Raw genomic sequence first — 14,667 nt, 5'->3', positions numbered from 1 at the left:
AGCGTGCCGATACGGTCAGAAAACGCGAAGGGGCTCAGAGGCCCTTGATCAGCTCATCGGCGGCGGCGTAGGGATCAAGCTCGCCGGCCGCCACCGCGGCCGCCAGCGTGGTCAGCGCGGTGCCCTCCCGCAGGCTGCCGATCCGTGACCGGAGCGTCCCGAGCGCGATCGCCTCCACCTCGACGGCGGCGCGGCGCTCACGCCGTACGGCGAAATTGCCTGTCTTGGAAAGCCAGTCGCGGTGCTTGTCGACGGCCGCCAGCACGTCTTCCACGCCCTCGGCCTTGACCGCGGTCGCCTTCACCACCTGGGGCCGCCACTCCCCCGGGCCTCGCTCACCGAGGCCGAGCATGCCCTGGATGTCGCGGTACGTGGCGTCGGCGCCGGGGCGATCGGACTTGTTGATCACGAAGATGTCGGCGATCTCGAGCACCCCGGCCTTGACCGCCTGGATCGCGTCGCCCATCCCCGGCGCCAGCAGCACCAGCGTGGTGTCGGCCAGCGAGGCGATCTCCACCTCGGCCTGGCCGACGCCGACCGTCTCGACCAGGATCACCTCGCATCCGGCGCCCTCCAGGACCCGTACGGCTTGCGGCGTCGCGGCCGAGAGGCCGCCCAGCTGGCCCCGGCTGGACATCGAGCGGATGTAGACGCCCGGATCGGTCGTGTGCTCCTGCATGCGCACCCGGTCGCCCAGGATCGCGCCGCCGGTGAACGGGCTCGACGGGTCGACCGCGAGCACGCCGACGCGTTTCCCCACCTTTCGGAGCGCGCGCACCAGCTCGTTCGTCGTCGTGGACTTGCCGACGCCCGGCGATCCGGTCAAACCAAGGACCTGAGCGTTTCCGGCGTACGGGGCCAGCGCCGCCGCCACCTCGGGCAGCGCCGGATCGCCGTTCTCGACCAGGCTGATCAGCCGGGCCACCGACCGCGGGTCCCCCTCGCGCGCCCTGGCGACCAGGGTGGGGACGTCACGGGATCTGCTCAAGGCGCCACCTTGATGATCAGGGCGTCGCCCTGGCCACCGCCGCCGCACAGGCCGGCCGCTCCGTAGCCGCCGCCCCGCCGGCGCAGCTCGAGGGCGAGGGTGAGGACCAGGCGGGCGCCGGACATGCCGATCGGGTGGCCGAGCGCGATCGCGCCGCCGTTCACGTTCACGATCTCGTCGTCGACCTTGAGCTCGCGCATCGACTGGATCACCACCTGGGCGAAGGCCTCGTTCATCTCGATCAGGGAGAGATCGTCGACCGTGAGGTGGGCCTTGTCGAGAGCGTGCTTGATCGCGTTGGCCGGCTGGGACTGCAGCGAGCTGTCGGGGCCGGCCACGTTGCCGTGCGCGGTGATCTCGGCGAGCCAGCGCAGACCCAGCTCCTCGGCTTTGGCCTTGCTCATCACCACGACCGCGGCGGCGCCGTCGGAGATCGGCGACGAGCTGCCCGCGGTGATGGTGCCGCCGGCGGCGAACGCCGGGCGCAGCTTGGACAGCGACTCGGCGGTGGCGTCGGGGCGCACGCCCTCGTCGACCTCGACGAACGCGTCGTCGGCGCGCTGGCCGGTCTTGACCGCCACGATCTCCTCGGCGAAGCGGCCCTCGCGCTGGGCGGCGGCGGCCCGCTGGTGGCTCTGCGCGGCGAAGGCGTCCTGCTCGGCGCGGGTGATGCCGAGCTTGACGCCGCTCCGCTCGGTCGACTCGCCCATCGAGATGCCCTCCCAGGGATCGACGAGGCCGTCGTACGCCGTGTGGTCGCGCACCAGGACGTCGCCGAACTTGGTGCCCTGGCGCTGGTTCATCAGCAGGTGGGGGGCGTTGGTCATCGACTCCATGCCGCCGGCCACCACGATGTCGAACTCACCGGCCCGGATGAGCTGGTCGGCCAGGGCGATCGCGTCGAGGCCGGACAGGCACACCTTGTTGACGGTGACCGCGGGGGTGGTCATCGGGATGCCGGCGGCCACCGCGGCCTGCCGGGCCGTGATCTGACCGGTGCCGGCCTGCAGCACCTGGCCCATGATCACGTATTGCACCTGGTCGGGGCGCACGCCGCCGCGGTTGAGGGCGGCCTCGATGGCGGCACCCCCGAGGGTCGTGGCCGGTACGCTCTTGAGGTTGCCGAGCAGGCGCCCCATCGGCGTCCGGGCCCCACTCACGATCACCGAGCTGGTCACGTCATTGTTCCCATCTTGAAAGGCGACTGAACGTGCGTTCAGGCAACACTAATAGAATGACATCTCTTCCACCCAGTGTCGCCGGGGCCGAGAATCTCACATCGCCGGACGTCGGACTGCTCCGAATCGACCACGTCGGCATCGCCGTGGCCGACCTCGACGAGGCCCTCGCCTTCTACGCCGACAACTTCGGCTTGCGCTGTGTGCACGAAGAGACCAACGAGGAGCAAGGCGTACGGGAGGCCATGCTCGCCGTGGGTGACGGCGACGGCCCGCGGCTGCAGTTGCTGGCGCCGTCGCGGCCCGACTCGGCCATCGCGAAGTTCCTCGACCGCACCGGCCCCGGCCTGCAGCAGCTGGCCTACACGGTGGCCGACGTCGAGGCGGCCTCGTCCGCGCTGCGGTCACGCGGGCTGCGGCTGCTCTACGACACCCCGAGACGCGGCACGGCCGGGTCACTGATCAACTTCGTACACCCGAAAGACGCCGGAGGCGTTTTGGTGGAGTTGGTCCAGCCTGTCAGCCCTTCGGATGAATCATCCTGACGTCGACGCCTCCGCCTGGCAGGATCGGAAGGACACGGACGGCACTCTCCCGGATCGCGGATGAGCAGCGGAGCCCACACCGAACGGGTGGGTTTCGGGCAGCTCAAAGGTGATCTAACGTGTCCTTTCCGATGCCCGTCCGCTCTTGCGTGGCCGGTGCGTCTTCGCCAGGATGGCCCAATGCCCCAGCAGCAGGATCAAAACTTGGCATTCTTCGACGGCGCGAACTCCCAGCACGACTTCACCGTGGTGCTGCGTGGTTATGACCGCGGGCAGGTGGACGCCCACCTCGGCCGGCTGGTCGCCGCCATCAACCAGTCCACGCAGGCCGGTGCCGAGGCCGAGCAGCGGATGAACGACGCGCAGCGCCGTCTGCGCCAGGCCGAGCAGCGGCTGGTCGCGCTCGAGCAGAAGCTCGCCGACAGCAACAAACTGCTGGAAGAGAACAACCGGCCGACGCTCTCCGGGCTGGGCACCCGGGTCGAGCAGATCCTGCGGCTGGCCGAGGAGCAGGCGAACGATCACCGTAGCGAGGCCAAGCGAGAGTCCGAGGGCATCCTCTCCGCGGCGCGCCTCGAGGCACGGGAGATCACCGACAAGGCGCGGGCCGAGGCCGCCGCGATGAAGGCGACCGCCGAGCGCGAGGCCGGCCAGGTCCGCACGCACGCCGAGCGCGAGGCGGCCGAGGCCCGGGTGCAGGCCCGCCGCGAGGCCGACACCCTGCGCTCCGACGCCGACCGCGAGACCAAGCAGCTGCGCACGGTCACCGCGCACGAGGTGGCCGAGCTCAAGTCGACCGTCGAGCGTGAGGTCGCGTCGCTGCGCGCCACCGCCGAGCGCGAGATCACCCAGCTGCGGGCCAAGGCGTCGCGCGAGGCCGAGGAGAAACGGGCCGAGGCGACCAAGCTGCTGACCGACGCGCGCGACAAGCGTGACAAAGATCTCCAGGCGCTCGCGCTCGAGATCGCCGAGCGGCGCGAGAAGGCCGAGCGCGAGGAGTCGCAGCGGCACGCGGCCCAGGTCAGCGCCACGCAGAAGATGGTGTCCGAGGCCGAGGAGCGGGCCCGCGCCGCCGAGGACCGCGCCAAGGAGATCGAGCAGCGCGCCGAGCAGCGCCGCGTCGAGTCCGAGCGCAACGCCGCCGAGACCACCGAAAAGGCTCGCGCCCTGTCCGAGAAGACGGTCAGCGAGGCCCGCGCCGAGTCGCAGCGCCTGCTCAGCGAGGCCCGCACTGAGGCCGAGCTCACCACGCAGGCCGCCAAGCGCGAGGTCGAGGACCTGACCCGCCAGAAGGACGCGGTCACCAACCAGCTCGGCCAGATGCTCTCGGGCCTGTCCGGCCTGGTGCCGGGCGTCGGCGGGGCCAAGCCGGCCGAGGCCGCGCCCGCTGCCGCCGCTCCGGCCGCCGCCGCGGTGGCCGCCGCCGCAGCCGCGGCCAAGGAGGCCGCGCCCGCTCAGCGCGCCGCGGAAACGCCGGGAGCTGCGGAAACACCGCAGGAGGCGCAGGACGAGGCCAAGCCGGAGCCGGCCAAGACCAACTGAGCGGGCACTCTCAGCGGTTGCGCGCCCTGCGCGGGTGCGCAACGGTGGGAGCCGGCCGGTGGGTGACTTCTTCAAGATCGACGCGGGCCGTATCGGAGTTGCTCCGGTACGGCCTCACTCGTTCTCGCGCGTAGTCTGCTTTGCCAGTCGGCTCAGACAAATCACAACTAGACGCATAGTCCGGCCAGGTGGGTGTGTATCCCCCCGAGGCCGAGCAATGCGTATGTGAGGATGGACAGCATGTCGCACGGCGAAATCTTCGGTCTCGGCTCTGACGCGGCTACCGAACCCAGCTTCGAGACCGCCCTCCGCGGTTATGAGAAGAAGCAGGTCGAGCGGTACGTCGCCCGCGCCGAGAACGAGATCGCCGCGCTGGCGGCCGAGCGCGAGCAGGCGTATACGCAGATCCAGGCCATGTCGGCGCAGATCGAGCGGCTACAGCAGGAGGCGGTGCAGGCCCGCCGCCAGGGTGGTCTGAGCCCCGAGGCCTCGTTCCGCCACCTCGGCCCCCGGGTCGAGCAGATCCTCGCGCTGGCCGAGGAGCAGGCCGAGGCGATCAAGCAGTCCGCCACCGACGACATCGCGGCCCGGCTGGCCGAGGCCGAGCGGATCCGGGCCGAGGCCGAGGCGCACGCGCACAACGGCATCCGTGACTTCGAGATCGCGCTGGCCGCCCGCCGCGCCGAGGAGGAGCGGGCCGACGCCGCCAAGCGCCTCGCGACGGAGAAGGCGCTGGCCGCCGCCCGGCAGAGCGCCGAGCAGATGCGGGCCGAGGCCGAGACGACGCTGTCGCGGGCCCGGGCCGAGGCCCAGCAGCACACCGAGCAGACCGCGCAGCAGGCCCACCGCGTCCGCACCGAGGCCGACGGCTACGCCCAATCCACGCGCATGCAGGCCGATCAGGAGATCAAGGCGCTGCGCGACAAGACCCAGCAGGAGATCAACGCCCAGCGGGCGGCGGCCGAGCGGCAGGCCACCGAGCAGCGGGCCGCCCTCGACAACGAGCTGGGCCAGAAACGCGCGGCCGTCGCGCAGGAGCTGACCCAGATCCGCACGGCCGTCGAGAAGCAGTGCGCCGACCTGCGCAGCGAGGCCGACAAATACGCGGAAGAGGTGCTGCGCCGCTCCGACGAGCAGGCCACCGCGGTCCGCAACGAGATCGCCGGCCAGCAGGAGAAGATCGCCGAGGCCGGCCGCGAGCTCGAGGCGGCCAAGGCCAAGGTGACCGAGGCCGAGCGGGAACTGGCCGCCGCGCAGGAGCGGGCCCGGGCCGGGGCGCAGGAGGCCGACAAGGTGCACCAGAGCCTGGCCGAGGCCCGCAAGGAGCTGGAGGCCGAGCTCAAGCGGGTGGCCGACGCCAAGAAGGCGGGCGAGGCGGCCGAGCGGCACGCGGCCGACGTTCGGCGCCAGGTGCAGAAAGAGGCGAAGCGGGTGGCCGAGCTGGCCGCCGCCGCGGTGCTGGCCGCCGCGGGCTCGTCCTCCGACGACGACGATGCCGAGGCCGAGCCCGAGAAGTCCGTGGCCGGCGGCCCGGTCGGCGCCCACGCGGCCGAAGCACCCACCGGCGCCGTGCCCACCGGCACCGCGCCCACCGCGTCCGCGGGCGGCCCGACCGGCGCCCACGCCGCCGACGCTCAGACGCCCAGCAAGGTGACCGCGTCAGCCAAGGTCACCGTCCCACCGGCGACGAGGGTCGGCGCGGACGCCGAGTAAGCCGGCGACGGGGTTCGGCGCGGAGGCTGATGTGCCTGCCCTCACGTCGGCGCGCGTGGCGGTCGTTGCGGTACAGCGATAACGTCGCGGCCGAGACGCGTGCGGCCGGCAAGTTGGTAAGACCCGGCTCACCCACCACAGTGGAGGAACCGGGTGGCCCAAGAGACAGAGCCCGCCGAAAACGAGCTGGACGAGCCGGCTATCCCCGAGCATCGCTTCGGGCGCCCGGGGCCGCCCCTGGACAAGCGCAACCCGTTCATGATGGGCCTTCTCGGCGGGTTCGGCGTGCTGCTGGCCTGGGCGATCTTCCTGGGCATCCGCAACGCGGCGTCCATCCTGGTGCTGATCTTCATCGCGCTGTTCCTGGCCATCGGGCTCAACCCGGCCGTCACCCGGCTGCGCAAGTGGGGCCTGCCCCGCGGCCTGGCCGTGACGATCGTCGCGCTGGCCGTGGTCGGCCTCATCGCCGGTGGCATCATCGCCCTGATCCCCCCTCTGGTGAGCCAGACCACCCAGCTGGCCGAGAACGTGCCCGACTACATCCAGCAGCTTCAGCGCAACGAGACCGTCAACGAGCTCGTCCAGCGCTACGACATCGTCGACCGGGTCAGCACCGCCCTCAACGCGGGCACCGTCACCAACGCGCTCGGCGGCGTGGTCGGCGCCGGCCGGATGATCGCGGGCACACTGTTCAACGTGCTCACCGTGCTGGTGCTCACGATCTACTTCATGGCCTCGTTCGACCGGATGCGCGAGACCGCGTACTCCCTCGTCCCGGCCTCGCGCCGGGTGCGGGTGCGGCTGCTGACCGACGAGATCCTGACCAAGGTCGGCGCGTACATGGTCGGCGCGATCTCGATCGCCGTGCTGGCCGGCGCCAGCAGCTGGCTGCTGGCCGTGATCCTCGGGCTCGGCTATCCGTTCGCCCTGGCCGTGGTGGTCGCCGTCTGCGACCTCATCCCGCAGATCGGCGCGACCCTCGGCGCGATCATCGTGAGCCTGGTCGGCTTCGCCTCGTCGCTGACCGCCGGCATCGTCTGCATCGTGTTCTTCATCATCTATCAGCAGGTGGAGAACTATGTGATCTATCCGAACGTCATGCGGCGCTCGGTCAAGGTCAGCGATGTCGCCGCGGTCGTCGCGGCTCTGCTCGGTGTCGCCCTGTTCGGCGTGGTCGGCGCGCTCGTCGCGATCCCCATGGTGGCCGGCGTCCAGCTCATCGTCCGCGAGGTGGTGCAGCCCAGCCAGGAGGCCCGCTGACGCGGCGGAAAAGCGGCTGGGACGCGGCCGGGAAAGCCCGGCCGAGAGGCCCGCTGACAAGGGCGGTACAGGTTTGTACCGCCTGCGGGCCGGGCGCCATTACCGTCGGGTCATGAGCCCACGACCCATCGCGGACCCCACCGTCGGGGAACGCATCCGGGCCCGCCGCCTGCTGCGAGGGTGGAGCATCCGGTACGCGGCGAGCCGCGCCGGCATTTCGCACGCCACCTGGGGGCGCATCGAACGGGGGCTGCAGGCGGCGAACAATCGTTTCGTGCTGGCCGACATCGCCGAGGCGCTGGAATGCTCCTCCGGTGACCTGGCCGGCATCGCGGTCCCCGGCCTCGACCGGGCGGCCGCGGCCACCCGGGCCGGCGTGCAGTCGCTGCGGACCGCGCTGATCGACATCGACCTGAGCGAGCCCGGCACCGACGGCGCCCCGCCGATGGCCGAGCTCGATCGGGCGCTGTCCCTGGTGGACACGCTGCGGCAGGCGTGCGACTACGCGGGGACGATGCGGCTGCTGCCCGGCCTGCTCCGGCATCTGCACGCCGAGACGGCCGGGCCGGATCGCCGGCGGGCCCTGCGGCTGCTCTGCGAGGCCGCCTTCATCGCCTCGTCGGTGCTGCGCAACCTCGGCCATCCGGGCGACGCCTGGCTGGGCGCCGAGCGCTGCCGCGACGCGGCCGAGGCGGTGGACGATCCGGTGCTGCTGGCCTACGCGGCGTACGCGCTGGCCACCGCCGCGACCGCCAGCGGCTCGCACCAGAGGGGACAGACGCTGGCCGAGCGGGCGGCCGACGGGCTGCGCCGCCATCTGGGCCGGCCCGGCGGCACCGAGATCCTCGGCTCGCTGCTGCTCATCTCGGCCAAGGCGGCCCGGGGCCGCGGCCACCCCGAGGACAGCGAGAGCTGGCTGGCCGAGGCGCGGAGCCTGGCCCGGCGCACCGGCGAGACCACCACGATGGGCCTGTTCTTCGGCCCGACCAACGTCGACATCTGGCGGATCAGCATCGAGGTCAACGAGGGCGATCCGGCACTGGCCGCCGCGATCGCCCGGCAGACGTCGCCGACGGTGATCGCCGCCGGTTTCCGGCAGGTCTTCTACTACGCGGACACGGCGCGGGCCCTGGCGCGCCTCCCGGGCCGGGAACGCGACGCGGTGCGCTATCTGCTGACCGCCGAGCGGATCGCCCCGCAGCACGTGCACACCACGGCCGACCTGCGCCTCACCACCCAGGCGCTGCTCGCGCAGACCGGCGCTTCCGAGTTGCGCGGGCTTTCCGAACGGCTGTGGACTCCCTAATCCGACGCCTTCGGCATCGGCACGTCGCGGAAGGCCGATGTCGTGCGGTCGGCGTAGGCGTTCATGTCGCCGGTCTCCATGGGGCCGTCCCACGTACGCGGGAGCGGCACCGGCACGGACGGCGCGACCCGCTTCACGATCTCGTCGAGCACCGTCTCGGCGTCACCGACCCAGAGGTGCTTGGCGCCCTCGACCGGCACCACCTCGCACTGCGGCACCGCGGCGAAGCGGTCGGCGGCCTCGGCCGGGCGCAGGTAGTCGTCGAACTCCGGGATCAGCGCCGTGACCGGCTTGCCGGACTTGGCCCAGGCCTCGAGGTGGCCGGGCTGCGAGAACCGCAGCGGCGGGGACAGCAGGATGGCCCCTTGGACGGCCGGGTCGAGGCCGTGCATGAGGGTCAGGTCGGTGCCGAACGACCAGCCCACCAGCCAGATGTTGGGCAGGTCGGCGAACTCCGCGTATTCGATGGCCGCGGCCACGTCGTACTTCTCGTCGGCCCCGGCCGAGAAGGAGCCCTCGCTGGTGCCCCGGACGCTGCTGGTGCCGCGCGTGTTGAAGCGCAGCACGGCGACGCCGGCCAGGGCCGGAAGCCGCCACGCGGCCTTGCGGAAGACGTGGCTGTCCATCATCCCGCCGTGCGTGGGCAGCGGGTGCAGGCAGACCAGCGTGGCCACCGGCTCGCCTTCGACGGGGCGGGCCAGCTCACCGACCAGGGTGAGGCCGTCGGCGGTCTGCAACTCGATGTCCTCCCGTTGTGCGGGCAGGATCGAGTTCGCGCGAATGGGACTGCTCATGATTCCTAACCGTAGCGGGGTGCGTTGCGGGAGCGCTCGACACCGGGGAAGCGCCGATCACGAGCCTTCCAGCACCCCGTGTGCCAGTGCCGCCGATCGGTCTCGTCGCCGCGCCCGTCGATCGGCCAGGCCACCACGTGGGCCACGCCCGGGCGGATCTCCTGGAGACACCCCGGGCAGGTGTACGACTTCACGGCCGCCCCACCGAAGATCGACCGGACCATCCACTCGCCGTCCTGCCACTGCTGGACGCCCTCGATGCCCTTGCGGACCCGCTCGTCGGTCAGCTGGCGGGGCTCGTCGGACCCGTCACGGCGGCGGGGGCGGTTGCGGCGGGGACTCACGACATCAAGCGTACGCAGAGGTACTGACTCACCGGTAACAACGGTCATAGACTGCCGACCATGACCGCTACTCGCGTGCCCGGCCTCCCGGTCGTCGAAGACGGCGTGCTCATCTCCACCAACCCGGCCACCGGCCACGAGGCGGGCCGCGTCCCGGTCTCGGACGCCGCCGCGGTCGAGGCCGCCACCGCCCGGGCCAAGGAGGCCGCCCTCTGGTGGCAGTCCCTCGGCTTCGACGGCCGCCGCGAGCGGCTGCTGCGCTGGCGCTCGCTGATCGCCCGCCGGGTCGAGGAGCTGGCCGAGCTCACCGGCCTCGAGGCGGGCAAGCCGCGCGCCGACGCCGTGGTCGAGGCGGCCGGCGCGGTCGAGCACCTCGACTGGATGGCCCGCCACGCCAAGAGCGTGCTGGGCCCGCGGCGCACCTCGAGCCGCCTGCTGCTCATGGAGCACTCCGGTCACCTCGAATACCAGCCGTACGGCGTGGTCGGCGTGATCGGCCCGTGGAACTACCCGATCCTCACCCCGATGGGCCCGATCGCCGGGGCGCTGTCGGCCGGCAACACGGTCGTCTTCAAGCCGAGCGAGTACACCCCGATCGTCGGCCAGTGGCTGGTCGACACGTTCGCCGAGGTGGTGCCCGAGCAGCCGGTGCTGCAGGCGGTGCACGGGCTGGGTGACGTGGGCGCCGCGCTGTGCCGCTCGGGCGTCGGCAAGGTGGCCTTCACCGGCTCGACCGCCACCGCCAAAAAGGTGCTGGTGGCCTGCGCCGACAACCTGGTGCCGGCCGTCATCGAGGCCGGCGGCAAGGACGCGATGATCGTCGACGAGGACGCCGACGTGGACGCGGCGGCCGAGGCCGCGGTCTGGGGCGCGATGACCAACGCCGGCCAGACCTGCATCGGCATCGAGCGGGCGTACGCGGTCGCCCCGGTCTACGACGCCTTCGTGGCGGCCGTCGTGCAGAAAGCCGGCAAGCTGCGCACCGGCGCGGAGATCGGCCCGATCACCATGCCGAAGCAGATCGACATCATCCGCGACCACATCGAGGACGCGCTGGCCAAGGGCGGCCAGGCGGTCCTCGGCGGCGCCTCTGCCGTGCAGCCGCCGTACGTGGAACCGACGGTTTTGATCGATGTTCCGGACGACTCTCGCGAGATGCGGGAGGAGACGTTCGGCCCCACGCTGACGATCACCAAGGTCGCCGACGCGGAGGAGGCGCTGCGGCGGGCCAACGACACGGCGTACGGGCTCGGTGGCTCCGTCTTCGGAAAGAAGAACGCGGTGCGCCTGGCCCGGCGGCTGCGCTCGGGGATGGTCGCCGTGAACGGCGCGCTGACCTTCTCGGGCATGGGCACCCTGCCGTTCGGCGGCGTCGGCGACTCCGGCTTCGGCCGCATCCACGGCGAGGACGGCCTGCGCGAGTTCGCCCGGGCCAAGGCCATCACCGTGCGCCGCGGCCCGTCGCTGCTACCGGCGATGACCTTCGAGCGCACGTCGTCGCAGGTCGCGACGATCATCAGAGCGTTGAAGATTCTGTACGGGCGTAAGTGAGCTAGGGTCCTCGACGTGGAAGCGGTCGAGGTCGAGGGCCTGCACGCCGGTTACGGGGCCACGCCGGTGCTGGTCGACGTCAACCTCACCGTGCCGGCGGGCGAGGGCGTCTGTGTCGTGGGCGAGAACGGTGTCGGCAAGTCCACCCTGCTGCGCTGCGTCAGCGGCCTCCAGGAGATCGAAAGCGGCAGGATCACGGTCTTCGGCGGCGACCCCGGCGCCACCCCGGAGTTCTGGCGGGCCGTCGTCACCACCGTCGAGCCGCCGACCTGGTATCCGGGGCTGACCGCCCGCGAGCACGCCGAGCTGGTCTGCCGCGCACACGGCCAGGACCCGGCCGAGGCCGGCATCGACGAGGCGCTGGAGCGGTTCGGCCTGGCCAAGCACGCCGACGCCATCCCGCCGTCGCTCTCCTCCGGTCAAAAGCAGCGGCTCGTGCTCGCCATCGCCCTGCTGCGCCCGAGCTCGCTGCTGATCCTCGACGAGCCCGAGCAGCGCCTCGACCGCGAGGGCCGGGCCGACGTGGCCGGCCTGCTGGCCGACTACATGGCCGGCGGCGGTTCGCTGCTGATGGCCAGCCACGACGACGACTTCGCGATCGCCTCGGGCGCGGCGATCACCACGATGGAGTCGCTCAGCGCGGTCGCCGGATGACCACGGTCCCGCTCGCTCCCGTCCGGCGCTGGATCCTGCGCACCCAGTCCGCGCACCGCGAGCGCGGCGCCACCCTGAGCAGCCTCTACATCGGCGTCCTGACCGTCGCGATCATCGGGGGCATGCTGCACCGGCAGCTGGCCGAGGTCTTCTGGCCGCCGCACCCGGACGCCTCCGGCCTGGCCGGCGCCTCGCTCACCGCGCTCTGCTACGGCCTGCTCTACCTGGCCCTGCGCCGCTTCGGCCCGCTCGCGCTGAGCCGGGCCGCGGCGTCCTGGCTGCTGACCGCGCCGGTGAGCCGCCGCAGCCTGCTGATGCCGTCGCTGCGCATCGCCGCCGCCGTCGCCGCGGTCATCGGGGCGCTGATGGGTGTGGCGATCGTCGGCCACACCGCTCCCCGCACGCTGATCGGCGACGAGATCGCCCTGCTCACGGCCGGCGGCGCCCTGCTCGGACTGATCCTGCTGCTGATCGCCACGGCCGCGCAGGCCGGCGGTCGCTGGGGCGCCGCGGTCGACACGCTGATGAGCCTGGTCTTCGCGGCCGGTTTCGCCGGCTTGGTGATCGACACGACACTCGACGAGCCGGTCGCGGTCACCGCGTGGCCCCCGGCGGAGACGCTGGTCCCGCTGGTCGCGGGCGTCGCGGTGGTCGTCGTGGTCATTCTCGCTCTGGCCGTACGGGGTCTCGCCCGCACGCCGAGCGATCACATCCTGGACGCTTCGCGCACGGCCGGCACCCTGTTCGACACGGCCTTCGGGATGGAGCCGTCGTTCCTGACCGACATGATCGAGCGCCGGTACTGGGCCGGCCGCCGCCTGCGCTCGATCCGGCTCCCGTCCCGCCTGCCGGTGCTGGTGGCCCAGGACATCATGCTGACCCTGCGCCGGCGCCGCCGCCTGGTGTGGCTGGTCTTCGCGGCCGCCTTCCCGCTGCTGCTGGGCAACGCACCGGCCTGGATCGTGGGCGCGGCCGTCCTGCTCGGCTCGCTGATCGCCGCCATGACGGCCACCGGCAACGTCCGCACCGACGCCGGCAACGCGGTCCTGCTGCGCCTGCTGGGTCTCTCCTCACGCCAGGCCGTCCTCCAGCGCCTGTGGGTCCCCGGCGTGCTCGCGGCCCTCTGGTCGGCCCTCGCCCTGACCGCCCTCGATCTGCTGGGCGACCTGCCGTCCGGCCCGTGGTGGGCCCTGGGCCTGGCCCTCGGCCCGGTCGGCGCGGCCGCGGCCGTCCACCGGGCCCGGGCCGGCTTCGTCCGCAACGACCTGCTGCCCCTGGACACCCCGATGGGCACCCTCTCCACGGGCCCGCTGGTCAACGCCGTCATGGGCCCCGACATGCTGCTGCTGGGCCTGCCCGCCCTGGTCGAGATCGCCCAGGGCAATCCGCTCTCCCCCACCACGGTCCTGGTCCAGGCCGTGGTCGGCGTCATCGGCGCCCGCGCCTACCTGTCCGGCACGACCGACACCAACCGCACCGAGCTGCACCGCTGAGCCGTCAGTCGTTGTCCACGACGACATCGGCGTGATCGGCCGGCCGGACCGCGCCGAAGTACAGCCGCTGGGCGGGCAGGTACCGCTCGCGCCAGCGCCGTTCGACGTCGGCCCGCTCCCGGATCACGGCCCGTTCCACGGTCTTCTCGAGCGCGACCGACACGAAGATCCGCAGCTCCCATCGGTCGATCAGCTCCGGCCGCAGCAGGAACACACCGTCGAAGAGCAGCACAGCACCGGCGGAAGCGGTGACCGGCGGCGGCGACGACACCGTGTCGGTCTCGTGGTCGTAGACCGCGGTCTGGAAGCGCCGATCCCCGTCCGGCCCGAGCGGGTCGAGCAGCACCCGCTTGAGCCCGTCGTTGTCGTGAGTGTCGTAGTAGCAGCCCTCGGCCGAGAACTCGCCGCGCGCGTAGCGCCGCGCCCGGGGGAAGAGGAAGTCGTCGATCGTCGCGCGGATGACGTCCCGGCCCCGGGCGCGCAGGACGACGGCCAGCTCGTCGGCGAGGGTGGTCTTGCCGGCCGCGGGCGGCCCGTCGACGGCCACCCGCACCGGGTGGGCGACGGTGACGGCGCCGACCGCCTCGGCCAAGCGGTCGAGCACCTCGGCGCGGACCATCGTCAGAAGAGGGTGAGCTCGTTGCGCTCCATGCCGCGCAGCTTGTCGTAGTCGACGACCACGCAGCGGATGCCGCGGTCGGTGGCCAGGACACGGGCCTGCGGCTTGATCTCCTGGGCGGCGAAGACGCCCTGCACCGGGGCCAGCAGCGGGTCGCGGTTCATCAGTTCGAGGTAGCGGGTGAGCTGCTCGACGCCGTCGATCTCGCCGCGGCGCTTGATCTCGACCGCGACCGCCTTGCCCTCGGCGTCGCGGCAGAGCAGGTCGACCGGGCCGATCGCGGTCATGTACTCGCGGCGGACCAGCGACCACCCCTCGCCGAAGGTCTCCGGGTGGGCCGCCAGCAGCTCCTGGAGGTGGGCCTCGACGCCGTCCTTCTGCAGGCCGGGATCGATACCCAGCTCGTACGACGTGTCCTGGAAGATCTCCTCCAGGGTGATCCGGAGCTCCTCGCCGGCCTTGTTGACGACCTTCCACACCCCGGGCTGCTCGTGCAGCTTGCAGGGCGGGCTCATCCAGTTCAGCGGCTTGTAGGCGCGGTCGTCGGCGTGGATGGAGACCGAGCCGTCGGCCTTGACCATCAGCAGCCGGACGGCCGGAGGCAGGTGGGCGGACAACCGTCCGACGTAGTCGACGGAGCACTTCGCGATGACCAGGCGCACTGGACGACCGTACCGGAA

14 protein-coding genes are annotated in these 14,667 nt (G+C 72.1%); 8 read left to right on the top strand and 6 right to left on the bottom strand.

Annotated features, from left to right (window positions below; all coding sequences use genetic code 11):
* Nucleotides 1–34 precede the first annotated feature (34 nt).
* Together meaB and CRP55_RS04890 are read right to left on the bottom strand one after the other, a co-directional pair.
* Nucleotides 35–988 (bottom strand): methylmalonyl Co-A mutase-associated GTPase MeaB, encoded by a 954-nt coding sequence (meaB, locus tag CRP55_RS04895; protein ID WP_097318196.1) that lies wholly within the window; start codon nt 986–988, stop codon nt 35–37.
* Nucleotides 985–2,166: an acetyl-CoA C-acetyltransferase gene (locus CRP55_RS04890; protein ID WP_097318195.1), complete on the bottom strand. Its 1,182-nt coding sequence runs from the start codon at nt 2,164–2,166 to the stop codon at nt 985–987. The genes meaB and CRP55_RS04890 overlap by 4 nt, the downstream gene beginning before the upstream one ends.
* A gap of 56 nt (nt 2,167–2,222) precedes the next feature.
* Between CRP55_RS04890 and mce the strand changes: the two genes are divergently transcribed.
* The 5 genes from mce to CRP55_RS04865 all read left to right on the top strand — a co-directional run bounded on the left by mce (nt 2,223) and on the right by CRP55_RS04865 (nt 8,532).
* Complete coding sequence (gene mce / locus CRP55_RS04885; protein WP_097318194.1) at nt 2,223–2,711, top strand: methylmalonyl-CoA epimerase; 489 nt, start codon at nt 2,223–2,225, stop codon at nt 2,709–2,711.
* 180 nt (nt 2,712–2,891) lie between these two features.
* Nucleotides 2,892–4,253: a DivIVA domain-containing protein gene (locus CRP55_RS04880; protein WP_097318193.1), complete on the top strand. Its 1,362-nt coding sequence runs from the start codon at nt 2,892–2,894 to the stop codon at nt 4,251–4,253.
* A 240-nt stretch (nt 4,254–4,493) separates the two neighbouring features.
* Complete coding sequence (locus tag CRP55_RS04875; RefSeq protein WP_097318192.1) at nt 4,494–5,966, top strand: Laminin subunit beta-1; 1,473 nt, start codon at nt 4,494–4,496, stop codon at nt 5,964–5,966.
* A gap of 153 nt (nt 5,967–6,119) precedes the next feature.
* Complete coding sequence (locus tag CRP55_RS04870; RefSeq protein ID WP_245922781.1) at nt 6,120–7,226, top strand: AI-2E family transporter; 1,107 nt, start codon at nt 6,120–6,122, stop codon at nt 7,224–7,226.
* A gap of 112 nt (nt 7,227–7,338) precedes the next feature.
* A complete protein-coding gene (locus tag CRP55_RS04865; RefSeq protein WP_097318191.1) occupies nt 7,339–8,532 on the top strand; it encodes a helix-turn-helix domain-containing protein in 1,194 nt (397 codons plus the stop codon).
* Here CRP55_RS04865 and CRP55_RS04860 read toward each other — a convergent pair.
* Together CRP55_RS04860 and CRP55_RS04855 are read right to left on the bottom strand one after the other, a co-directional pair.
* Nucleotides 8,529–9,326, bottom strand: a complete 798-nt coding sequence (locus CRP55_RS04860; RefSeq protein WP_097318190.1) for an alpha/beta hydrolase — start codon at nt 9,324–9,326, stop codon at nt 8,529–8,531. The genes CRP55_RS04865 and CRP55_RS04860 overlap by 4 nt on opposite strands.
* Nucleotides 9,327–9,331: 5 nt before the next feature.
* The gene (locus CRP55_RS04855) at nt 9,332–9,670 is read right to left on the bottom strand and encodes an Rv1322 family protein (RefSeq protein WP_245922780.1); all 339 of its coding nucleotides are present in this window, start codon (nt 9,668–9,670) and stop codon (nt 9,332–9,334) included.
* Between the two features lie 60 nt (nt 9,671–9,730).
* Between CRP55_RS04855 and CRP55_RS04850 the strand changes: the two genes are divergently transcribed.
* Genes CRP55_RS04850 through CRP55_RS04840 form a run of 3 tightly spaced genes read left to right on the top strand, consistent with a single transcriptional unit; the run spans nt 9,731 to nt 13,368 of the window.
* Nucleotides 9,731–11,221: an aldehyde dehydrogenase family protein gene (locus CRP55_RS04850; protein ID WP_097318188.1), complete on the top strand. Its 1,491-nt coding sequence runs from the start codon at nt 9,731–9,733 to the stop codon at nt 11,219–11,221.
* A gap of 15 nt (nt 11,222–11,236) precedes the next feature.
* Nucleotides 11,237–11,875, top strand: a complete 639-nt coding sequence (locus CRP55_RS04845) for an ABC transporter ATP-binding protein (protein ID WP_097318187.1) — start codon at nt 11,237–11,239, stop codon at nt 11,873–11,875.
* Nucleotides 11,872–13,368, top strand: a complete 1,497-nt coding sequence (locus CRP55_RS04840) for a DUF6297 family protein (RefSeq protein ID WP_097318186.1) — start codon at nt 11,872–11,874, stop codon at nt 13,366–13,368. The genes CRP55_RS04845 and CRP55_RS04840 overlap by 4 nt, the downstream gene beginning before the upstream one ends.
* Before the next feature lie 4 nt (nt 13,369–13,372).
* Here CRP55_RS04840 and CRP55_RS04835 read toward each other — a convergent pair whose 3' ends face one another.
* Both CRP55_RS04835 and nucS read right to left on the bottom strand, forming a co-directional pair.
* Complete coding sequence (locus CRP55_RS04835; RefSeq protein WP_097318185.1) at nt 13,373–13,987, bottom strand: cytidylate kinase family protein; 615 nt, start codon at nt 13,985–13,987, stop codon at nt 13,373–13,375.
* Nucleotides 13,988–13,989: 2 nt separating this feature from the next.
* Nucleotides 13,990–14,649, bottom strand: coding sequence for an endonuclease NucS (nucS, locus tag CRP55_RS04830; RefSeq protein ID WP_097318184.1), 660 nt, complete (start codon nt 14,647–14,649; stop codon nt 13,990–13,992).
* Nucleotides 14,650–14,667 lie beyond the last annotated feature (18 nt).

This window comes from Paractinoplanes atraurantiacus, from assembly GCF_900215205.1.
In the GTDB taxonomy this organism is placed as follows: domain Bacteria; phylum Actinomycetota; class Actinomycetes; order Mycobacteriales; family Micromonosporaceae; genus Actinoplanes; species Actinoplanes atraurantiacus.
This window is presented reverse-complemented; position numbering and strand designations above follow the sequence as displayed.

Excerpts from the sequence above, each read along its gene's own strand:
- mce (WP_097318194.1), top strand. The coding sequence starts at position 2,223 with ATGACATCTCTTCCACCCAGTGTCGCCGGGGCCGAGAATCTCACATCG.
- CRP55_RS04850 (WP_097318188.1), top strand. The coding sequence starts at position 9,731 with ATGACCGCTACTCGCGTGCCCGGCCTCCCGGTCGTCGAAGACGGCGTG.
- CRP55_RS04860 (WP_097318190.1), bottom strand. The coding sequence starts at position 9,326 with ATGAGCAGTCCCATTCGCGCGAACTCGATCCTGCCCGCACAACGGGAG.
- CRP55_RS04840 (WP_097318186.1), top strand. The coding sequence starts at position 11,872 with ATGACCACGGTCCCGCTCGCTCCCGTCCGGCGCTGGATCCTGCGCACC.
- CRP55_RS04880 (WP_097318193.1), top strand. The coding sequence starts at position 2,892 with ATGCCCCAGCAGCAGGATCAAAACTTGGCATTCTTCGACGGCGCGAAC.
- CRP55_RS04865 (WP_097318191.1), top strand. The coding sequence starts at position 7,339 with ATGAGCCCACGACCCATCGCGGACCCCACCGTCGGGGAACGCATCCGG.
- CRP55_RS04875 (WP_097318192.1), top strand. The coding sequence starts at position 4,494 with ATGTCGCACGGCGAAATCTTCGGTCTCGGCTCTGACGCGGCTACCGAA.
- CRP55_RS04835 (WP_097318185.1), bottom strand. The coding sequence starts at position 13,987 with ATGGTCCGCGCCGAGGTGCTCGACCGCTTGGCCGAGGCGGTCGGCGCC.